24 protein-coding genes are annotated in these 19,008 nt (G+C 54.1%); 15 read left to right on the plus strand and 9 right to left on the minus strand.

Annotation, left to right across the window (positions count from 1 at the left end; genetic code table 11):
* Positions 1-144: 144 nt before the first annotated feature.
* The 5 genes from OSC10802_RS0106715 (at position 145) to OSC10802_RS49030 (ending at position 4,398) form a co-directional block, all read left to right on the plus strand.
* Positions 145-876 carry an FkbM family methyltransferase gene (locus tag OSC10802_RS0106715; RefSeq protein ID WP_017716014.1) on the plus strand — a complete coding sequence of 244 codons (732 nt, stop codon included), beginning with the start codon at positions 145-147 and terminating at the stop codon, positions 874-876.
* A 351-nt stretch (positions 877-1,227) separates the two neighbouring features.
* Entirely contained in the window at positions 1,228-1,437 is a 210-nt protein-coding gene (locus OSC10802_RS0106725; RefSeq protein WP_017716016.1) for a hypothetical protein, read from the plus strand.
* Between the two features lie 330 nt (positions 1,438-1,767).
* A complete protein-coding gene (locus tag OSC10802_RS49025; RefSeq protein WP_155968685.1) occupies positions 1,768-1,950 on the plus strand; it encodes a hypothetical protein in 183 nt (60 codons plus the stop codon).
* Positions 1,951-2,215: 265 nt separating this feature from the next.
* The gene (locus tag OSC10802_RS0106735) at positions 2,216-3,775 is read left to right on the plus strand and encodes a phytoene desaturase family protein (protein ID WP_026098227.1); all 1,560 of its coding nucleotides are present in this window, start codon (positions 2,216-2,218) and stop codon (positions 3,773-3,775) included.
* Between the two features lie 422 nt (positions 3,776-4,197).
* Positions 4,198-4,398: a hypothetical protein gene (locus OSC10802_RS49030; protein ID WP_155967425.1), complete on the plus strand. Its 201-nt coding sequence runs from the start codon at positions 4,198-4,200 to the stop codon at positions 4,396-4,398.
* A 329-nt stretch (positions 4,399-4,727) separates the two neighbouring features.
* Here OSC10802_RS49030 and OSC10802_RS0106745 read toward each other — a convergent pair whose 3' ends face one another.
* Together OSC10802_RS0106745 and OSC10802_RS49035 are read right to left on the minus strand one after the other, a co-directional pair.
* Positions 4,728-5,483 carry a COG4705 family protein gene (locus OSC10802_RS0106745; RefSeq protein WP_017716023.1) on the minus strand — a complete coding sequence of 252 codons (756 nt, stop codon included), beginning with the start codon at positions 5,481-5,483 and terminating at the stop codon, positions 4,728-4,730.
* A gap of 273 nt (positions 5,484-5,756) precedes the next feature.
* Positions 5,757-5,921 carry a hypothetical protein gene (locus OSC10802_RS49035; RefSeq protein WP_155967426.1) on the minus strand — a complete coding sequence of 55 codons (165 nt, stop codon included), beginning with the start codon at positions 5,919-5,921 and terminating at the stop codon, positions 5,757-5,759.
* A gap of 9 nt (positions 5,922-5,930) precedes the next feature.
* Here OSC10802_RS49035 and OSC10802_RS49040 point away from each other — a divergent pair, with 9 nt between their 5' ends.
* Entirely contained in the window at positions 5,931-6,203 is a 273-nt protein-coding gene (locus tag OSC10802_RS49040) for a hypothetical protein (protein WP_198525073.1), read from the plus strand.
* A gap of 102 nt (positions 6,204-6,305) precedes the next feature.
* On the opposite strand, the gene OSC10802_RS0106750 is transcribed toward OSC10802_RS49040, so the two are convergent.
* A complete protein-coding gene (locus tag OSC10802_RS0106750; RefSeq protein ID WP_017716024.1) occupies positions 6,306-7,040 on the minus strand; it encodes a class I SAM-dependent methyltransferase in 735 nt (244 codons plus the stop codon).
* 138 nt (positions 7,041-7,178) lie between these two features.
* On the opposite strand from OSC10802_RS0106750, the gene OSC10802_RS49045 reads away from it, so the two are divergent.
* A complete protein-coding gene (locus OSC10802_RS49045; RefSeq protein WP_198525073.1) occupies positions 7,179-7,451 on the plus strand; it encodes a hypothetical protein in 273 nt (90 codons plus the stop codon).
* A 102-nt stretch (positions 7,452-7,553) separates the two neighbouring features.
* On the opposite strand, the gene fabG is transcribed toward OSC10802_RS49045, so the two are convergent.
* A complete protein-coding gene (gene fabG, locus OSC10802_RS0106760) occupies positions 7,554-8,318 on the minus strand; it encodes a 3-oxoacyl-[acyl-carrier-protein] reductase (RefSeq protein ID WP_017716026.1) in 765 nt (254 codons plus the stop codon).
* A gap of 139 nt (positions 8,319-8,457) precedes the next feature.
* Here fabG and trxA point away from each other — a divergent pair, with 139 nt between their 5' ends.
* From trxA to OSC10802_RS38980, 4 genes are all read left to right on the plus strand, one after another.
* Positions 8,458-8,775: a thioredoxin gene (gene trxA / locus OSC10802_RS0106765; protein WP_017716027.1), complete on the plus strand. Its 318-nt coding sequence runs from the start codon at positions 8,458-8,460 to the stop codon at positions 8,773-8,775.
* Between the two features lie 273 nt (positions 8,776-9,048).
* Positions 9,049-9,777 (plus strand): pentapeptide repeat-containing protein, encoded by a 729-nt coding sequence (locus OSC10802_RS38975; protein ID WP_082218252.1) that lies wholly within the window; start codon positions 9,049-9,051, stop codon positions 9,775-9,777.
* 518 nt (positions 9,778-10,295) lie between these two features.
* Positions 10,296-11,096, plus strand: coding sequence for a pentapeptide repeat-containing protein (locus OSC10802_RS0106775; RefSeq protein WP_017716030.1), 801 nt, complete (start codon positions 10,296-10,298; stop codon positions 11,094-11,096).
* Between the two features lie 275 nt (positions 11,097-11,371).
* Positions 11,372-11,758, plus strand: a complete 387-nt coding sequence (locus OSC10802_RS38980) for a hypothetical protein (protein ID WP_017716031.1) — start codon at positions 11,372-11,374, stop codon at positions 11,756-11,758.
* An 11-nt stretch (positions 11,759-11,769) separates the two neighbouring features.
* On the opposite strand, the gene prmA is transcribed toward OSC10802_RS38980, so the two are convergent.
* The gene (gene prmA, locus OSC10802_RS0106785; protein WP_017716032.1) at positions 11,770-12,660 is read right to left on the minus strand and encodes a 50S ribosomal protein L11 methyltransferase; all 891 of its coding nucleotides are present in this window, start codon (positions 12,658-12,660) and stop codon (positions 11,770-11,772) included.
* A 142-nt stretch (positions 12,661-12,802) separates the two neighbouring features.
* A complete protein-coding gene (serA, locus tag OSC10802_RS0106790; protein ID WP_026098228.1) occupies positions 12,803-14,386 on the minus strand; it encodes a phosphoglycerate dehydrogenase in 1,584 nt (527 codons plus the stop codon).
* Between the two features lie 340 nt (positions 14,387-14,726).
* On the opposite strand from serA, the gene OSC10802_RS0106795 reads away from it, so the two are divergent.
* Positions 14,727-15,242 carry a hypothetical protein gene (locus OSC10802_RS0106795; RefSeq protein WP_017716034.1) on the plus strand — a complete coding sequence of 172 codons (516 nt, stop codon included), beginning with the start codon at positions 14,727-14,729 and terminating at the stop codon, positions 15,240-15,242.
* Between the two features lie 61 nt (positions 15,243-15,303).
* On the opposite strand, the gene OSC10802_RS55465 is transcribed toward OSC10802_RS0106795, so the two are convergent.
* A complete protein-coding gene (locus OSC10802_RS55465; RefSeq protein WP_255349121.1) occupies positions 15,304-15,432 on the minus strand; it encodes a hypothetical protein in 129 nt (42 codons plus the stop codon).
* Between the two features lie 768 nt (positions 15,433-16,200).
* Here OSC10802_RS55465 and OSC10802_RS49050 point away from each other — a divergent pair.
* The 3 genes from OSC10802_RS49050 to OSC10802_RS0106810 are packed head-to-tail and all read left to right on the plus strand — an operon-like array spanning position 16,201 to position 17,411.
* Positions 16,201-16,404: a hypothetical protein gene (locus OSC10802_RS49050; RefSeq protein ID WP_017716036.1), complete on the plus strand. Its 204-nt coding sequence runs from the start codon at positions 16,201-16,203 to the stop codon at positions 16,402-16,404.
* Between the two features lie 18 nt (positions 16,405-16,422).
* Positions 16,423-16,587, plus strand: coding sequence for a hypothetical protein (locus OSC10802_RS49055; protein WP_017716037.1), 165 nt, complete (start codon positions 16,423-16,425; stop codon positions 16,585-16,587).
* Positions 16,588-16,631: 44 nt separating this feature from the next.
* A complete protein-coding gene (locus tag OSC10802_RS0106810; protein WP_017716038.1) occupies positions 16,632-17,411 on the plus strand; it encodes a photosystem II electron transport protein, Sll1252 family in 780 nt (259 codons plus the stop codon).
* Positions 17,412-17,584: 173 nt separating this feature from the next.
* On the opposite strand, the gene OSC10802_RS0106815 is transcribed toward OSC10802_RS0106810, so the two are convergent.
* Positions 17,585-17,848, minus strand: coding sequence for an RpnC/YadD family protein (locus OSC10802_RS0106815; protein ID WP_198525074.1), 264 nt, complete (start codon positions 17,846-17,848; stop codon positions 17,585-17,587).
* Between the two features lie 52 nt (positions 17,849-17,900).
* Positions 17,901-18,899: an RpnC/YadD family protein gene (locus OSC10802_RS0106820; protein WP_017716040.1), complete on the minus strand. Its 999-nt coding sequence runs from the start codon at positions 18,897-18,899 to the stop codon at positions 17,901-17,903.
* Positions 18,900-19,008 lie beyond the last annotated feature (109 nt).

Genomic DNA, 19,008 nt, shown 5'->3' on the forward strand with positions numbered 1-19,008 from the left:
TCAGAAGGGCAATATATAGCCTTTCTCATCCTTTTTGAGCTACTGAGAAACCCGGTTTCTTTAAGAAACCGGGTTTCTGGGCCAAGTTCATCCAACTGAGAGCCGCTAGAACTGTTAAACTAATGTCGGAAGTGAGGAGGGAGTGTGAGTTCAGGCTATAACGACCGCTTGATAGTTGATGTCGGGATGCATGTGGGGCAAGATACAGAGTTTTATTTAAAAAAGGGATTTAATGTTGTGGCGGTAGAAGCCAATCCGCTAGCAGTCGAAGAAGCAAACAAGAGATTAGCCGGCTATAGTGACAGCGGACAGCTGAAGATATTAAACGTGGGTGTGGGGACAGAGGAGGGCTATTTCCCCTTTTATGTGAATCACACAATAAGCGAGTGGAGTTCCTTTGTTCCAGCACGGGGGATGCGAGGCGGCGCGTATGGCGAAATCTGGATAAGTTGCGTCAAACTCGAAACAATTTTGAAAGACGCAGGCATTCCCTACTACCTCAAGGTAGACATTGAAGGGAAGGAGTTGGAGGCGGTTCACACGCTTTACTCTTTCCAAGAGCGCCCCCGGTATGTTTCTGTTGAGGGTGGTAATGGTGGCATCCTTGAGGGGTTGAGCGGTTTGGGATACGACAAATTTAAATTTATCAACCAGGCAACTGTTCCGCAGATGAAATGCCCTTACCCCCCTCGGGAGGGGAGCTATACAGAGCATTCCTTTGTGCTGGGGGCTAGCGGACTGTTTGGGGAAGAGACTGAAGGGGAGTGGAAAAGCTTTGAAGAGATTGCCAAAGAGATTGACGCTTATTGGAACAAGCCGGATCTAAACCCCATGCAAGATGGCTGGTTCGACCTCCACGCCAAGTTGCCGGGATAAGTTTGTTCAGGGCTGATTTATCCGCTCGTTTCCAGGCTTCCGTCTGGGAATGCCGGTCTGGAGCCTCCACCTCTTTTCTAGGGATAAGCAGCATTATTAGCGCCAGCAGCAAATTAACCCAGTAGCTCGCACAGCCTTAACCGTCACCCCGTATAACATAAGCAATCAACCGCATATTGCAAAATTTTTCTCTCCACCTCCCGGCTCAAGCTGTTTACAGCACTTCGATTGCCGGCACCCAACTGCCCGCAGAAGAAAATTGGTATCCGGGTGAATCGTCTGCAACTCCTCTTTGGGCGCCACCGGCACCCAGGGGAGTCACCTCTTGTAAAATAAGCAATCAACCGCAGATTGCAAAATCTTTCTCCCCAACCCCTGGCTCAACCCGCGCCCTGCACTTCGATTGCCGGCACCCAACTGCCCGCAGAAGAAAATTGGTATCCGGGGGAATCCTCCGCAAATCCCCCGGGGGCACCACCGGCACCTCGGGGCAGTTTCCAGCAAGTGCCCGCAAGCTATGTGCCGGTGAGGGAAAAGCCAATTTCGCCTCCAGGAGGCTAGGGGACTAACCGGCTTTTTTTTGCCAATACTCCCCCAACTTACTCTTTCACTATAGCACGAGCCGGTGCAATTTTATACATGTACTGACAGGATCGCTGCTGGCATGCCTTACAACAGCAGCACAGTGTAATGCGCTTGTGCTGCAACCGGCCTGAACCGGCTGTACGGTTGACTTTAGATTTTCTTAAGGGAAAAACGGCCAAAATCGGCTCTTTTGGTTCGGTAATCCCTACTCGCACCCAACCGATAAGGTTCGGTATCCGAGGAATTGATTGCGCTTTTTTTCGAGAGGCCGGTGGCTTGACAGGTGTGGGGCGGGTTTGGGGGAAAATGGCTGCAAGCTGGTGCCGGTGGGGGTTTGTGGCTTTCCTCTCTGGCGGGATTCTGGGGCTAGGTGCGTTTTGGCAAAACTTTCCCACCATTACATTTTCAGAATACCACAAGCAGGTGCCTTTTTATACCGTGTTGGTACAGTCGCAGTATTTTGTGCTGCGCTATTGCAGGACAATGTGATGAGGTTGTGTGGGGGGATGCGGTTTTGGGCGGGTTGGGGTTGCCTGCCAGACTTCCAGGCAATTGGCAATTGGCAATCTGAGATTTGGGGAGGGCCGGGATTGGGGGATTAGGGGATTTTGAGTTTGGGGAGGGGCCGGGATTGAGGGATTGGGGGATTTTGAGGGTTGATAAAATTCCTGCCGCCCCCTGTATGATTGCCAAAACAGCCAAGACAGCTGTACAATTAACTCGTCCCCCAGTGATAAAATTTCACAAACCGGCAATGGCCGCAGTTTCAGGCGCAACAGATGTAGTGGTAATTGGCACCGGCATTGGCGGGTTGAGCTGCGCCGCCCTGTTAGCGCGGTATGGCTTGGAAGTGATAGCCTGCGAGAGCCACTCGGCTGCCGGCGGGGCGGCGCACGCTTTTGAGCGCAACGGATATATATTTGATTCCGGTCCTTCGCTGTATTCCGGACTGTCTTACTGCCCGTCCTCAAACCCCTTGCGGCATGTGCTGGACGCTATTGGGGAAAAAGTGCCTTGCGCGACTTACGACACTTGGGGGTGCTGGCTGCCGGAAGGGAATTTCAGCACTGCTGTGGGTGCTGACCAGTTTTGTGAGGTCCTCGAAAGGCTGCGGGGGAAACAGGCGGTGGCGGAATGGCGCTCGCTGCAGCGGGCGATGGAACCTTTCGCCAAAGCTGCAACCGCACTCCCACCGGCAGCGGGGCGCTTCGACTGGGGGGCAATGCTGACGGTGGGCAAGTTTGTGCCGGCGCTGCTGCCGCACGCGGCTAGTTTTCCGATGCTGAGCGGACCGTTCAGCCGGATTGCAGATAATATTGTTAAAGATCCCTTTGTCCGCAACTGGCTTGACTTGCTGTGTTTCCTGCTTTCCGGACTGCCGGCAAATGGAACGAGCGCCGCTGAAATGGCTTTTATGTTTGCTGAGTGGTATCGCCCTGGCGTTTTGCTCGACTATCCCCTGGGGGGGAGTGGGGCGATTATTGACGCCCTGGTGCGCGGTTTGCAGAAACACGGCGGCGAACTGATGCTCAACGCTCATGTGGGAGAAGTGCTGGTGGAAGGGAACCGCGCGGTTGGGGTGCGCCTGCGGGGCGGTAGGGAAATCCGGGCGCGGCGGGCTGTGGTGTCGAATGCGTCGGTTTGGGACACGCTGAAACTTCTCCCACAAGGTTCGCTGCCGCAAAGGTTTCGGGAAGAAAGGCAGGCGACACCGGCATGCGACAGTTTTATGCACCTGCACTTAGGGATTGACGCGCAAGGTCTGCCGGAAGACCTCGCCTGCCATCACATTATTGTTAATGACTGGGAAAAAGGGGTGACGGCAGAGCAAAATGTGGTGGCGGTGTCGATTCCGTCCCTGCTGGACCCGTCTCTGGCACCGGCAGGGAAGCACGGGATTCACGTTTACACGCCGGCGACGGAACCTTACGCGCTGTGGGAGGGGCTCGACCGGCGCAGTGAGGCGTATGCCAAGTTGAAGGAAGAGCGGGCGAAAGTGATGTGGCGGGCGCTGGAGCGGTTTATTCCCGATATTCGCCGCCGGTGCGAACTGGCGCTGGTGGGAACACCGCTGACGCACGAGCGGTTTTTGCGCCGGCACCGGGGCTCCTACGGACCGGCAATTCCGGCAGGCGCAGGTTTCTTTCCCGGATCTGGAACGCCGGTAGACGGGTTGCTGTGCTGCGGCGACGGTACCTTTCCGGGGATTGGCGTGCCGGCGGTTGCGGCTAGCGGGATGATGGCGGCGAATACCATCGTGCCGGTGGGGAAACATTTGGAGATGCTGGAGGATATCCGGCGAGCTGGCTGTTAGTGATATTGCCGGTGGCTGCCCTCACATTACTATATATGGTTTGTTACATATGGCTGTAGGGGCGGGTTGATTCGAGAGGGTTGTGCCGTAACCAAGGGTGCCGGCGGGGAATTTTCCCGCACCCGTTTCCCAAATGTCCAAGTTATCTCCCAGTTAGGGAAGATATCTACAAACCCGCCGCTCCATCGCCTCCATCCTTAATGCCGGCGGGGAATGTTCCCGCACCCGTTTCCCAAATGCCCCTGCTGACAGAGGCAAGGCAAGTTCAAGAGCTGGCGGGTTTTGAACTTGCCTTTTCTCTATCTTCCGACATATCTAATTTACTTCTTTAGACAGAGGCGCGTCAAGAGGTTTTCCCCCTTTTTTCATAAAGAAATATTAAAATACTGTAACACAGTGTAAAGATATCAGGGGTTCGCAGTTTGCAAACCATGCCGTCGGATGGCATCACGCACCCCTCGCCCAAACCTGAAGTCACCGGCATGCCTCCAGCACCGTCTCTCTTCTGGATGCTTCCCACCGGCACCCCAACACCGGCACCCAACACCGGCACCCCAACACCGGCACCCCAACACCGGCACCCTGCAAGCAGCCGCGAAATATTGGCGATAATCTCCGCTTAAAGATAGCCTGTAAAAATGCCCCGTCAAGGTATCTGTGCTGGAAAAGCTTTGCGTTTACATCCAACGCCGGCATTTACAAGCGTTCGTCGAGAAAGGCGGAAAAACGGGAGTTGCAACGATTGTTGCCGGCGGGGGGAAGTTCCAACAGGAAAGAGTGCTTACAAACCGCCTCTTCAATCAGCATTTCTTGGTTTCTATAGCGTTTCTCAGTTGGATGAACTCTAACCCAGAAACCCGGTTTCTTTAAGAAACCGGGTTTCTCAGTACCTCACAAAGGATGAGAAACGCTATATCTGTTTTCTCTCAAAATAAAATGGCTATTGGACAAATTAATCCTCGTTAGACACTTTTGCCAAAGCCAATCTTCTCTGCTTTAGCGTTGTGATGGCGATACAGACTCCCAGTATTGATGCCAGGACTATAGATGAGCCGATCGTCCCAAAAGCGAGGCCACCTTTTTCGTGGGTTTTGGTCAGAACATCCCCCAGCGTTGCGCCAAAAGGTCGGGTGAGGACAAAGGCAACCCAAAATAGCATGACTGGAGAAATTGTGGTATAATAATGCGCTGCCAAAACCAGGGCAAGCAAACTAGCAATCAGGAGCGCTCCTCCTGCAAATCCAAGTCCCGAAGAATCGGCAAGGAAATCCCCCAAGGCAGTTCCCAGAGTATTTGAAAATAGAATGGCAGTCCAGTAAAGCAGCTCCACTTTTGGTGTCCTGACATTATTAACAGATAGAGTCCCAACAGTGAATCGCCAGAAGGCAAAAACAGCCAAGAGAATAGTGACTAAAATTGCAGAGCCTGTAGCGTAGCCAAGCCCTAAAGTGCGATCCATGAAATCTGACATCGTTGTCCCGGCTGTGCTGGTTGAAAGGATGACAGTCCAGTAAAGTAATGGGTGATAGCGTTTCGATATCAGTTGAGTCACAAGAGTTATCAAAAACACTCCAATCAATATCAGAGAGCTGATCGCATAGCCCACATTTAGCGTCATCGACAAAAGATCACCTGCCGTTTCTCCCAGAGTGGTCGCACAAATCTTCATAATCCAAAAAAAGGCAGTGATCTGTGGGAGTTTGTTCATAATTTATCCTGCTGGCTCTTGAGCTTATCTGAACGTGGAACTTCATCGCAGAGAGAAAAAGTCAACCTCTGAGAAATATCTGGCAGCAAATGAAAACCTCTGACCTTGTAAATATCTCTGCCGATATCGATGGGGTTGCTTTTTACCAGAAATGCCTTAGAATTCTTGATTAGCTGTATGTTACCTCCGCCGGCGCTTTACTTTTGTGACTAAAATCACTCTCATGTGCGATCGTCGTTACTGCACCAGAGCCTCAGAATGGTCGCACTTCGCTTAAGCGCTCCTCGCCAGCTGACAGCGTCCGGTTGGCGAAAGGTAGCCTCTAGCACTGTTTATGTTGCTGGATGCTTCCCACCGGCACCCTGACACCGGCATTTCCCCCGCCACTAGCAGCGGACAATTGCCGGCTGCCGGTGTAGGACCGGCAGGAAAAAACATAGCTGAAATTTGGCTTTGCCTAGAAAAGATATCCGCCACAAGAAAAAGCGCTCGTGCCGGTGGGGAGTGTTCAGACACGCTATCCCAAATGCCGGTAGGGGCGGGTTCGCCAAAAATATCTGCCATTCAGGGAAGATATTAATAAACCCGCCCCGGCACCGCCCGAATGCCGGTGGGGGGGTTTATGCAGGATATCTGCCGGTGGCAAAGGATATTGGCAAAACCGGCCCCTACAGATACTGCTGGCAGAAAGCCACCACCCGCACCCTCTGGACTCGCTAGCGGAGTCGCTAACGCACCCTACCAACTAAGTCCCTTGCGAACCCAATCCAAAATCCTGGCATCCAAAATCCTGGCATCCAAAATCCAAAATCGATTGCTATTTTACACCGGCTTGCGAGCGATAAATGCTGCGTGAGCTTTTGGCAGCTCGTACTGACCGTAACTGCGCACAATCTGAACCCCGAACCCTATATGCTGAAGAGTTTCAGCAATATCTGCCGCTTTGTGCAGTCGCAAATAGTGCACTTCCTCATCCCGCCTGTAGCAGTCTCCCACCTTGCGAAAAGTGATGATTCGCCGGCTCAACATTGCCCGCTCTGGATCTTCCTGTTTCTCAACAAGGACTGTCCAATCCTTGCCCTCAGTAAACCCTTTTACCGCCTCTCCCGGCACAATTTGTCCTGGCTCAGCAATATCAAAGATAAAAACACCTCCAGCAGCGAGTGCGCTGTAAATGCGGTGGAACAGTTCGAGCAATTTTATGCCGTCGCTCTCCGCATCAAACAGGTAGTTGAGACACTCACCGATTGAAGTAACGGCGTTGCAAGAGGGAAGATCGGTGTTGTACAGTGACTCAACTCGAAACTCAGCCTCTGGCACTCTGGTTCGAGCAATTGCAATTAGGGACTCAGAAACATCGACTCCAAGAATCTGATAGCCAGATCTCACGAACTCTAATGCTGACAGTCCGCTTCCGCAGCCCAAATCTATCAATAGACCTTCCCGTATGCCGTTTTTAGCCAGCAGGTTCAGGATGCCAGGAGCTGATTTGACAGCGTAATCACTGTAACCCACATCGTGAATATACGCGAGATCTTCCTTGTACCACTGGTTCATTTATTTATAGAATAAGATTAACAGCAGATTGCAGCTGAGTGAGGTGCAGGTATTCTATCACGTCAGGTTGAACGCCACTAGCAGCGGACAATTGCCGGCTGCCGGTGTAGGACCGGCAGGAAAAAACATAGCTGAAATTTGGCTTTGCCTAGAAAAGATATCCGCCACAAGAAAAAGCGCTCGTGCCGGTGGGGAGTGTTCAGACACGCTATCCCAAATGCCGGTAGGGGCGGGTTCGCCAAAAATATCTGCCATTCAGGGAAGATATTAATAAACCCGCCCCGGCACCGCCCGAATGCCGGTGGGGGGGTTTATGCAGGATATCTGCCGGTGGCAAAGGATATTGGCAAAACCGGCCCCTACAGATACTGCTGGCAGAAAGCCACCACCCGCACCCTCTGGACTCGCTAACGGAGTCGCTAACGCACCCTACCAACTAAGTCCCTTGCGAACCCAATCCAAAATCCTTGCATCCAAAATCCTTGCATCCAAAATCCTTGCATCCAAAATCCATCAAGCCATCACCATACCGCCATCCACATTAATTACCTGACCGGTGATATAACCGGCAGCGGGATCTGCAGAGAGAAAGCGAACCAAACCGGCAACTTCCTCAGCCTCACCATAGCGCCCCAGAGGAATAAACTTTAAAATCTCCTCAGACTTGAGGGATCTCGTCATATCCGTGGTGATAAATCCGGGCGCAACGGCATTGACAGTAATGCCGCGACTGGCTAATTCCTTAGCAATTGTTTTAGTAAACCCAATCACACCGGCTTTAGCGGCGCTGTAGTTCGCCTGTCCGGGGTTGCCCATTTGACCGGCAACCGAAGCAATGTTTATAATCCGACCGGAGCGCTGCTTGAGCATGACTTTGCTCACCGCGCGCGTGCACAGGAAGACACCGGTGAGATTGAGGTCAATCACCGCTTGCCAGTCTTCAGGCTTCATGCGCAGCAGCAGGGTGTCGCGGGTGATGCCGGCATTGTTCACCAGCACATCGACACGCCCCCACTTTTCCATTGTAGCGCTGAGCATTGCCTCAACTTGCTCAGCTTTCGAGACATCCGCCTGAACCGCAATTGCACTCCCACCGGCACCGGCAATTGACGCCACAACCTCCTCAGCCGCAGCGCTGGAGCTGGCATAGTTGACAGCAACCTTCGCTCCCTCCGCAGCCAGCGCCAAGGCGATCGCGCGACCGATCCCCCGCGAAGCGCCGGTGACAACCGCCACGCGATCGCGCAACCGCTGCAGATTCTCTGGCAATACTTCCATCCCAAAATTCCCCGATAAATGTGTCCAACTATACATCATACGGGAAAAGGGGCGCGCGGCGCGAGAGGGGCGGCGAGCCTTTCCGGATAGCTATCATAGAAATATTGAGGCTCAAATGGTACAATAGTGATTTAGTCCTATGGCAGTTAAAAAGCAATTCAACAGCTTTCAAGAATTACTCGCGGAATCCGACGTGCCGGTGCTGGTGGACTTTTACGCGCCCTGGTGTGGCCCGTGCCAGATGATGGCTACCATTCTCCAGCAGGTGAACACCCAGCTGAAGAACCGGCTGCGGGTAGTGAAAATCAACACCGACAACTATCCCGAGCTCGCCAGCGAGCACCGCATTCACGCGCTGCCGACCCTGGTGCTGTTCAGGAATGGCCAGCCGGTAGACCGCATTGAGGGGGTAGTGCAAGCCCCACAGCTGATTCAGCGCTTGCAAACCTTAATATAAAGGGCAGTTTGCCGCAACACCGGCTCCCACAGACAAGGGCTATCAACAAAGAGCACCAGACTCGCTCACCGGGGGAGACTCCCCCAAGAGCGCCAACAGTGCCGGCTTGAGCCTGCAGCCGAGAAAAGGAAAAAAAATTAAGAAAGCCGGTCAGCGCAGAATTTAGGCTCACAATAGATAGATAAGCGTGCAGATTTAGTAGGTCTGAATTTGCCGACCTACCACAAAGAAAGAAAAATCAGCAATAGCCGAAAAATCGGGGCAAGGAAGTAAATGAAGATAAAATTGGGAATACTAGCGCTCGCTACTGTTTTAACAACTCTGGGTTTAGCCTCTCAAGCCAGATCGCAAGATTCTTTGCTGCAACGGCTGAGGACTACAGGAGAATGTCGCGGATGCGACCTGAGGGGGATGTCCCTGAGGGGGCAGCGGTTTAATATTCCCCTAATATTTGAGAAAGCCGACTTGAGGGGAGCCAACCTGAGCGGTGCCATCTTTACATTCGCCGACCTGAGCAATGCCAATTTGGCCGGTGCCGACCTCAGCGGATCGGACTTGAGGGGGTCCCTGCTGGCCGGTGCCAACCTCAGCGGTGCCAATTTAGCCGGTGCCAACCTCAACGGTGCCAACCTTAACAGGGCGAATCTGGAGGATGCCTCTCTCGCCAATGCCAACCTGACCAACGCCCACCTGAGCGCTGTGATGCGGCGGGCGAACCTGAGCGGCGCTACACTGAAAGGGGCTCAAATGAGCAGCGCCACCCTGGAGATGGCCAATCTCAGGGGTGCCGATCTGAGTCCGTTCAAAGGACCCCAGCAAGCCGATATGGAAATTCCAACCAATTTGCGCTATGACCTGAGCACCTGTATTAAGCGCCCTAACAGGAGTGACTACAGTTCATGTACCGTTAGACCGGCGAATTTGAACGGTGCCGACCTCAGGGGTGCCAATCTCACCAGCGTGGACTTGACGGGCGTTAATATGCAAGGCGCAATGAAATAGGTAAATTTTTGCTGGAGATTTGTGAGTTCTAAATTATGTTTGCCAAACCCGAATTTAGAATTAAAAATTTCTCAAAGGTGAGCGTTCGATAAAAAGTGAAGTCACAAGAAACCGGCTTTCTTCTGGTGGCTCAGCCGGAAAAAAAAGCTGGGTCAAGATTCCCGGGTTATTGCCCCGGAGCCGTTAAAAAAATTACTTTATAAAGCCGGTGTAATTCTCAGGGCTGCCCGCTGACACCGGCACAGGAGAGCCGGTTCAAGGGACTCTCCCCCTCCCGCGTTTCCCCGCTAGGGAACGCCCCTGTTTTCTCTTGTGTCCCCCTCAGAGACCGGCGCTGCGGATTCAGAAATATTTGTTTGGGAAAATGTTCCCGATCCGTCTGAAGCCTCAAGTAAAGAGGGAGTAATTTGACGCTCTGGAGTTCTGGCCGGCGGAACGCCCGGTTCAGGGCTAGGAGCGGTAAGCGTTCCAAGTTTCCCGTCAGAGGAACATTGGGGCTGACACAGGGGGAAAAAATTATGGCTGGAAGTCCCGAACATATCAAACGGTTACTAGAAACGAAACAGTGTCCGGGTGGCGATCTCACAGACGCCAACCTGTCTGGCTTTAATCTGATTGGTGCCTACCTCGACGGTGCCAAACTGTCGTGTGCCAAGCTCAATGGTGCCAACCTGAGCAGTGCCAACTTGAGCGGTGCCGATCTGAGTTCTGCCAACTTGGTGGGAGCGAGCTTAGTGAGTGCGGACCTCAGCGGTGCTGACGCCAAGGCGATCAACCTGCTAGACGCCAAACTGAACGGTGCGGACCTCAGAGGTGCCAAGTTAGGTTTTGCCAATTTGGTGAGCGCCAACCTGGAAAAGGCCAACCTGAGCGGTGCCGGCATAGAGGGGGCAAACTTAATTGATGCCAACCTAGAAGGAGCCAACCTCTGCGGAGCCCACCTCCAGGGGGCCAATCTGGGCAGTGCGGTGCTGGTGGGGGCTAACCTGTGGAATGCCGACCTCAGCGAGACGCGCCTAGTGGGTGCCGACTTGAGCGATACTAACCTGAGTGGGGCGAACTTGTCGAGCGCCAACCTGCTGAATGCCAACCTGAGTGGGGCCAACCTGACTGGGGCCAACATCAGTGGGGCCAACCTCGGTGCGGCAAAGCTCGACGGTGTGATTGGGCTGTACCCAGACAGCCCGGTTGCTGTGGCCCAGAATCCGCCGCCCGGATCGGGCGTGCGGCATTCAGGTTTTTCCTACCCCTATTTGCAGTTGGGTTCGCAACAGAAACACTCCAACAGTGCCGGTATATCGCGCCCGGGGTTCTCGTAGGGGCGAGTTTTTTTTCAGCGGTCATTTATAGTGCTTTTGAGTTGCATGAATTACGCATCAATAACCCGGTTTCTTTAAGAAACCGGGTTATTCAGTACCTGAATAATCTGAAAAACGCGATAATCTAAAATCCCAAACCAAAAATCCAAAATCCAAAATCTAAAACCCCAAACCCGGGCATCCAGACATGCTCATTGCTCGTCTGCCGGCACGCCGTTCGTAGTTGGGCTTTAGCCCAAAGGTTAGTAATTGGGCTTTAGCCCAAAGGTTCGTAATTGGGCTTTAGCCCAAAGGTTAGTAGTTGGGCTTTAGCCCAAAGGTTCGTAATTGGGCTTCAGCCCAACCGGCACACAATAAGGGACGCCCACCGGCACTTTTTTCCCCTCAGCAACTACCAGTTCCGCCGCCCGATTTCCTACTGGGACGTGAAGCGCCACGGGGCAATTGTCGCCCTAGTTGAGCTGTTAGTGGTGCTAGCGGCAACGCTCTACATTTTCCCCCGCACCCAGTCGTTGACAGGTCAGGGATTGCTGGCTATAATTAATATTATATACGCGACCGGCTACTTCTGCTTTTACCTGCGAGAGAGAGTGCCGGTGGGACGAGCGAGAAGCCGCAAGAAACCGAGTTTCTTTAAGAAACCCGGTTTCGGGAACAATTAATTAAAAATTTATCAGCTGCGGCGGATATTGAAACAGCACCAATCTTGCCGCCGCCAGAGGGTAGCGACGATCCAGCCGTGCTGTTCTAGAGTGTCGGCGACCGGCTTAGCTTGCTCCAGCAAAACGCCGCTAATAATGCCCCAAGTCGTGGGTTTGGCGATAGCGTCCAGCTGCGGGGTGAGGTCAATAATCACTTCCGCCAAAATATTGCAAACAAAGCCATCCACCGGCCTGTCGGTTAATTTAATCAGGCGGTCCACACTGCCCAACTCCACAACCATGCGCTGGGAGGTTATCCGGTTGAGTTCGCGATTTTGGCGAGCGGACTTTACCGCCAGCGGGTCAGTATCCACAGCGTAAACCTTGCGAGCGCCCAGCAGCAGGGCGGCGATGGATAAAATGCCGGAACCGCAGCCAATATCCGCCACCACGGCATCGGTTTTTTCCGCGCCCAGGCGCATTTCCAGCGCCTCCATGCACAGCTGAGTCGTGGCGTGGGTGCCGGTGCCAAAAGCCACACTCGGATCTAAGCGCAGCAGGAGCCGGTCTGACTTTTCGGGTAAGGGGAGCCAAGCTGGGTGAACCAGCAAGCGGTCCCCAACTTCCAGCGGGTGCCAGTATTGCTTCCAGCTGCTCGCCCAGTCTTCCTCATCGATCAAGTGCCACTGCATCGCCGGCGGTGGCCAACCCGCGCAGAGCGCGTCTTGGCGCAGCCACAGGGACAGCGCCGCCAAGTCCAGCAGCTGCGCCCCCTCCTCGGGCAAGTAAGCGGACACCAGGCAGTTAAAGCCTTTTATCTCGCTAGCCGTACCCTTACAGCCAAAGCCTTCCAGCCGCCAGAAAATTAAATCTTCCAGCGCTGGATCGCACAGAACCCGAATTTCCCACCAGCTGTGTGCCAAAGTTAATGCCCCCTATTTTAGAGGCTAGGGGCTAAGTTAATTATGAATTCTGAATTCTGAATCATTAATTATAACTGATAATTCCTGATTCAGCACCCACAATTTATCCCTCAGCGGACCCCAGTCCCTAGTTTCTGTGTCCCTACAGCCTGACTGTATGGGCTTCCCGAATGCCCGCCACTTTAGTAATCTCAGTCAGAATCCCGTCAGGGAGGGGATCGTCCAGGCTGAGAACCATCACGGCATCGCCGCGCACGATTTTGCGGCCTACTTGCATACTGGCAATATTTACATTAAAGCTGCCCAGAAGAGAACCGATTTTGCCGATAATCCCCGGCATGTCTCGGTGGCGGGTGAACAGCATGTGCTGGGTGGGGGTGACGCCGATCGGGAACTCGTCCACGGCGGTGATGCGAATTTCGCCATCGCCGAGGACAGCGCCGGTCACGGAGTGGTCGCCCAGAGAGCCCTTGGCCTCCAAGTGCAGCGAGCCGGTGTAGTCGCGAATCGAGGCGTCCCGGGTTTCAACCACGCGAATGCCCCGCTCTTTGGCTTCCAGGGCGGCGTTGACATAGTTGACCCGCTCCCGCAGCGCTTGGGCGAGGAGGCCTTTGAGGGCGGCGACGACCACCGGCTGGCTTGCAGAGCTGGCCAGCTCTCCCTGCAGCCGCACCGTCAGGGACTCAACCCGCCCGCCGGCCAGCTGGCTGACCAAGTTGCCCAGGGTTTCCGCCAGCTGCATGTAAGGTTTGAGCTTTTCGAGCACGTCGGGGTACAGCCCGGGGATATTCACCGCCGAACGCGCCGGCAGCCCCAGCAGCACGTCGCGAATTTGTTCCGCCACGTCAATGGCCACATTAATCTGAGCTTCTGCGGTGGAGGCTCCCAAGTGGGGGGTGAGGACGATTCCCCCTTCCAGCCCGCGCAGTGGGGAATCCGCTTCCAGCGGTTCGTTTTCGTAAACATCGAGCGCCGCACCGGCAATTTTGCCTTCCCTGAGGGCTTGGGCCAGCGCCGCCTCGTCAATGATGCCGCCCCGGGCGCAGTTGACGATGCGGGCGGTTGGTTTCATTTTCGCCAGCGCCTCAGTACCGATCAGGTGGGAGGTTTCCGGCGTTTTGGGGATGTGCAGGGTGATGTAGTCCGCTTCCCGCAACAGCAGGTCCATATCCACCAGCCGGCAGCCTAGCTGCTCAGCCCGTTCGGTGGAGATGAAGGGGTCATAAGCGAGGAGCTTCATGCCCATCGCTTTCGCCGCCGCCGCCACATGGGAGCCAATTTTTCCCAGCCCCACGATGCCGAGGGTTTTCTTGTAAACCTCCGCGCCGACAAAGCTCTTGCGGTCCCACTTGCCGCTTTTGACGGACTGGTTGGCGTCGGGGATGTAGCGGGAGAGGGATAGCATCATGGCCAGGGCGTGCTCTGCAGCGGCAATGGTGTTGCCTTCTGGGGAATTGACCACCACAATCCCTGAGCGGGTGGCTGCCGGCACGTCCACATTGTCTACGCCCACACCGGCGCGCCCGATGATTTTCAGCTGTGTGCCAGCTTCAATCACCGCTTTGGTGACGCGGGTGCCGGAGCGGATCATCAGGGCGTCGTACTCTGGGATCGCCCGCACCAGCTCTTCTGGCGACAGATTTGTTTTTACGTCTACCTGGGCGACTTGCGACAGAATGTCGATGCCTACTTGATCGATGGGATCGGAAACGAGAACCTTTGGCATGGTTGGCTTCTGAGGTTGCAACAGCTTGGGGTGAGATGGCGCGCGAAAGGCTATAGCTCTGGGCTCTCGGCGGACGATTGCGCTTGCCGGCAGCCGGAAATCCTGCATGGCAGGAATATTCTGCAGTAGGTCATTTTAACTGTATTGCTGCCTGCCTGCCTTAGATTGTTTGAAAGTTTTTATCTTCTGCGCCCCCCGAGGTGCGTCCCCCCTCCCCTGCCGGTGGCTCCACGCATGCCGGTGGCGAACAGCGTGTCAGTCCCGATCTAAACGTACAATATCTCCAAGGACGTGCGCTCCCACTCTCACTCAGGCCAGACCGCCCTGCGAATCATTGCTTATGAACTATCTCGTCGCTGTACTGCCAGACCGCATCAAAGCAGAAGCCGCTTATGTCGCTCTAGAGAAAGAAGGCTTGCCGGCCCCTCAAGTGGCCATCCTGGGCAAGGGCTATCAGAGCGCTGATGAATATGGCTTGATCGATCCCAATGAACAAGCCGCCAAACAAGCCAAGCTGATGGCCACCTGGCTCGTGCCGTTTGGCTTTGCCGCCGGCTTCACCTTCAGCTCGATCACCGGCTTGGATACTTTTGCCTGGGCCGGCGAGATCGGCAATCACATCATTGGCGGGTTGCTGGGGGCTGTCTCCGGCGGAATGGGCAGTGTTTTTGTCGGGGGCGGTGTCGGTTTGATCTTCGGGGGCGGTGACGCTTTGCCCTACCGCAACCGCCTCAATGCCGGCAAGTACCTGATTGTGGTCAGGGGTTCTGAAACCCTCACCCGCCAAGCTACCCGCATCCTCCGCCAGTTCGACCCGGAAAATATCCAGGGCTACGCCGATCCGGGCAGTGTCTGAGTTCGGGCCACTCTGCGGACGTCCGGGCTCTGGCTGGATGTCCGGGAAAAGGCCGGCAGCGCTACGGTGCCCGCAGTGCCGGCGGATTCGCCCCTGCCGGTGTGGCGGATTTAACCTCAGGAATATGGCGCTTCAATCCCACTCTCAAACAATCTTGCCTTAAATCGGACAGCTCGCTCCTGAAACTCACAGGAATTCAGAACAGCTCGCGGTATAAGAAGTTACACGAATAAATGTTACGCCGGCAAGCCGCACGCAACAAGGCAGACTTTCTCCGCCTCTGGCAGGGAGACATCCAGGGCGCTGACAAACCTTTTGCCCGGGAAAAGGGGAAAGGTTAACGGGGTAAATAGGGCTAAAAAACTTTACCGTATCTTCACAATAAAGCCACCTGAATTCACACGGATTTCACACGGTTTGCTGGGAATATCAGCTAGACTTTAAACGGGTGGCCTCTAAAAGAATTCCCACAGCCGCCGCCCGTCTTGTTGGTCTGTCGGGAGCGAGCTTTCCCCTTCTCGCTCCTCCTGGCCCAACTCACAGTGCCGGGCTCTCTCCTGGCTCCTGTTAAAAAAATATTTAAATCGGTTAAGAACTCTTCCTCTTTCACGAGTTCTTCACAGGGAAGGTGATACCTTATTAACTGAATGACAGCTTATCAAAAAGTTAATGCCAGTCAGGAGCCTGAATTCTCATAGAGGTGATGTGGTGAGTGGAGCGAGCGGGTTTCATCTGAGTGAGGTACTGAGGAACCCGGTTTCTTAAAGAAACTGGGTTTCTGGCACGCACTTCATCCAACTGAAAACTGCTATATTTGCGCTGCGAGGCTGACCGCAAGGAGTCCGCTGGCCAAAACCTATTTGCTATTTCGGCATCGGGGCGACCGGCGAATATCGCCAGGCTTGAACATTCTGGCTGTCATCCTGAAACAAAAACCCCTACTTTTTTTTGTCGCTATATGAAAATCAACACTGATGTCACTCTCAGACCGGCTTTAACTGTCCCTCTCTCCCAAAAAAATCGCAAGCATTGGTTCCAAAACGCGGGAGAGACATTTGCCAACCTTTTGAGGAGCCTTGTGTTCGCCATGCTGCTCGGTGTAGCAGCCTTGCCCCTTTATTTGTTCGCACTCCTGCTGCCAAATGACAGCGAAGATGATTGATCTGTTCCCGCTGTTGGGGTGCGTCTCACCGGCACGCAAAGCCCCAGCCCCACCGGTTCGGTGGCCACTTGGAAAGCTGGGCTGGCTGGCACCGGCACTTGTCCGGGCTGGGGGCTAGCTGATGGCAAGCAGTATGGGCAAGATCGGTGGTGGCGAGATAAACTAGAAAGTAGAATCTATTAACTCTGAAGCCAAAACTCGAAAGCTCAAAACTCAAAACTGCTTAGATGCTGCCAAGGGAAGAACTGTTAAAAGGTGTAGAAAATCGAGAGGGCGTGGCTCGCGCTATCGACCAAGCTGAGGGGGCGCTTAAAACCTGGGAAGTTGTCGGGACGGATTTTCTGTCGCCGCCGGTGCTGGCGGAAACCCAGCAGGTTTTCAAGCGCCTGACAGAGGTGCAGGCAATCGCCTGGGGGGGCTACCCGCAGGCAGAACGGCAGCGTCTGGCGATCTCCCGATCGGAACTGCCGCTAGAGCAGTCGCAGGTGGCTGTTGCCGCACTGGAAATTGCCGGCAACTTCCTGTTCGATACCGCCACTCACCGCGACTTTCTCGGGGCAATGCTCGGATGCGGCATTGTCCGAGAAAAAACCGGCGACATTATTGTGCTGGGCGAACGGGGCGCGCAGGCGATTGTGGTGCCAGAAATGGTAGAATTTCTGGAGATGAATCTCAAACAGGTGCGCTCGGTGCCGGTGAGAACTCAGCGAATTGACCTGAGCGAGCTGAAGGTTAAAGAACCCAAGAAGAAAGAGTTAACGACAGTGGAGGCTTCCATGCGCTTGGACGCCCTCGCTTCCGCTGGGTTTGGCATGTCCCGCAGCAAAATGGTCGATTTAATTGCCGGTGGCGACGTGCGCGTTAACTGGAAAGAAATTACCGAAGCGAGCCACATCCTGAAACCGGGAGATTTAGTCGCCATTCGGGGAAAAGGACGCCTGGAAATTGGCGAAATGTCTGTGACTAAAAAAGACCGCTACCGCGTCGGGCTGACGAGGTATATGTAAATTGGGAATATAGCGGTTCTCAGTTGGATGAACGATGGCCCAGAAACCCGGTTTCTTGAAGAAACCGGGTTTCTCAGTACCTCACTAATCTGAGAAACGCTATATCTGGGGACAGGCGGGACAGATGTCCTGCGCCTGTCCGCCGGCTGAGTTTCCCGACGGCATGAGGAGTGTCAGTTTTCAGCTAGGTTTGGCGGCAGCAACTGTTGAAATTCAGGCACAGATTCAATTGTTACCGCCTGCCGGTGAAGCTGTTTCAGCTTCGCAGCGTCCTCGATGCGATTAATCGCCTCGCGCAGCTGTGCCGGCACCTCTTCAAACCGCATCTCCAAGATTTCAATCACGGACTCGCGAGCATTTTGCTGGATTCCCCGCTGGATTCCTCGCTCGATTCCCGCTTGCATTGCCCTTTGTTCAATCCGGCTGAGTAAAGGCATCGGCATCTCCTCCTGATAGCGTGTCAGTTTTTCTTCAAAGCTGCGCTGCCGGTTAATTTTCAGCTAGGTTGGGCGACAGCAACTGCTGAAATTCAGGCACAGAGCCAATCGTTACCGCCTGCCGGTGAAGCTGTTTCAGCAAAGCCGCGTCCTCGATGCGATTAATCGCCTCGCGCAGCTGTGCCGGCACCTCTTCAAACCGCATCTCCAAGATTTCAATCACGGACTCGCGAGCATTTTGCTGGATTCCCCGCTCGATTCCCGCTTGCATTGCCCTTTGTTCAATCCGGCTGAGTAAAGGCATCCGCATCTCCTCCTGATAGCGTGTCAGTTTTTCTTCAAAGCTACGCTGCAGTTCCTCCGGCAAGGCCATCATCCAGTCAACCAGCCGGAAGAGCTTCTCAATCTGCTCTCTATTATAGTCCCTTTCAAAGAGACCTCGAACCAAGCTCCACTTCCACTGCTCTCGCTCCTGCGGAGTGCCGCGTGTGGCTTTGGTCTTCAGATGAGCCATCACCATCACTGCAAAGGGATTGGCGCTTTGCTCCAAAGTCTGCCACTGCGCTTGATAATCCAACAGTTTCACCACCGGAAACTTCAGACTCAGCTCACAGCCGCCCAGAGCGTACCCATAAGAGGAGGGACGCCAAGACGCTCGTTCGTCACCCAACACCCCTAAGCTTATCACAGGGCGCTCATACCGGTCAAATGTCCGGTAGTGATACTGGTACATCCGCCTAGCAAAATTTGACTCTTCCTGGCTCTGCACCTCTATATGAATCAAGACCCAGACTTCCGCACCGTCGCGCAGCCAGACTTGGAACAATTTATCCGCGATTCGCTTCCCCGACTCGGATTCCCGCAGGATTTGCTGGAGTTCTTTGTCCAGCGATTGAGGAGCCCGAGTCCAGTCAACTAGGTCGTGGACTTGTGGGAAAAAGAAGGCCATAAACGGATCTAAATATTCCTCGATCGCTTCCTTCCAGGGGGTGTCATAATCAGCCTGGGGTTCGATTACGCTAAAAGACTCACCTGTTGTTTCTTCAGTCATAAGCTGTTAGAATTTTAACCTGCTTTTCCGTTAAAAGGAGGCAGAGCCGACCGATTGCGTTCCCAGCCCGAGGCTGGGAACGAGAGAAGGAAAAATGCACACACTTTGC

This window comes from Kamptonema formosum PCC 10802, from assembly GCF_000332335.1.
Lineage (GTDB): Bacteria > Cyanobacteriota > Cyanobacteriia > Cyanobacteriales > Oscillatoriaceae > Oscillatoria.

What these genes read in the sequence shown, in the direction of transcription:
- OSC10802_RS0106750 (WP_017716024.1), bottom strand. Translation starts at nt 7,040, where the DNA reads ATGAACCAGTGGTACAAGGAAGATCTCGCGTATATTCACGATGTGGGT.
- OSC10802_RS0106745 (WP_017716023.1), bottom strand. Translation starts at nt 5,483, where the DNA reads ATGAACAAACTCCCACAGATCACTGCCTTTTTTTGGATTATGAAGATT.
- OSC10802_RS0106815 (WP_198525074.1), bottom strand. Translation starts at nt 17,848, where the DNA reads ATGCCTTTACTCAGCCGGATTGAACAAAGGGCAATGCAAGCGGGAATC.
- OSC10802_RS0106810 (WP_017716038.1), top strand. Translation starts at nt 16,632, where the DNA reads ATGCTGCCAAGGGAAGAACTGTTAAAAGGTGTAGAAAATCGAGAGGGC.
- OSC10802_RS49035 (WP_155967426.1), bottom strand. Translation starts at nt 5,921, where the DNA reads ATGTTTTTTCCTGCCGGTCCTACACCGGCAGCCGGCAATTGTCCGCTG.
- OSC10802_RS0106775 (WP_017716030.1), top strand. Translation starts at nt 10,296, where the DNA reads ATGGCTGGAAGTCCCGAACATATCAAACGGTTACTAGAAACGAAACAG.
- OSC10802_RS0106820 (WP_017716040.1), bottom strand. Translation starts at nt 18,899, where the DNA reads ATGACTGAAGAAACAACAGGTGAGTCTTTTAGCGTAATCGAACCCCAG.
- fabG (WP_017716026.1), bottom strand. Translation starts at nt 8,318, where the DNA reads ATGGAAGTATTGCCAGAGAATCTGCAGCGGTTGCGCGATCGCGTGGCG.
- OSC10802_RS0106735 (WP_026098227.1), top strand. Translation starts at nt 2,216, where the DNA reads ATGGCCGCAGTTTCAGGCGCAACAGATGTAGTGGTAATTGGCACCGGC.
- OSC10802_RS49025 (WP_155968685.1), top strand. Translation starts at nt 1,768, where the DNA reads ATGGCTGCAAGCTGGTGCCGGTGGGGGTTTGTGGCTTTCCTCTCTGGC.
- OSC10802_RS0106795 (WP_017716034.1), top strand. Translation starts at nt 14,727, where the DNA reads ATGAACTATCTCGTCGCTGTACTGCCAGACCGCATCAAAGCAGAAGCC.
- OSC10802_RS38975 (WP_082218252.1), top strand. Translation starts at nt 9,049, where the DNA reads ATGAAGATAAAATTGGGAATACTAGCGCTCGCTACTGTTTTAACAACT.
- OSC10802_RS49050 (WP_017716036.1), top strand. Translation starts at nt 16,201, where the DNA reads ATGAAAATCAACACTGATGTCACTCTCAGACCGGCTTTAACTGTCCCT.
- trxA (WP_017716027.1), top strand. Translation starts at nt 8,458, where the DNA reads ATGGCAGTTAAAAAGCAATTCAACAGCTTTCAAGAATTACTCGCGGAA.
- serA (WP_026098228.1), bottom strand. Translation starts at nt 14,386, where the DNA reads ATGCCAAAGGTTCTCGTTTCCGATCCCATCGATCAAGTAGGCATCGAC.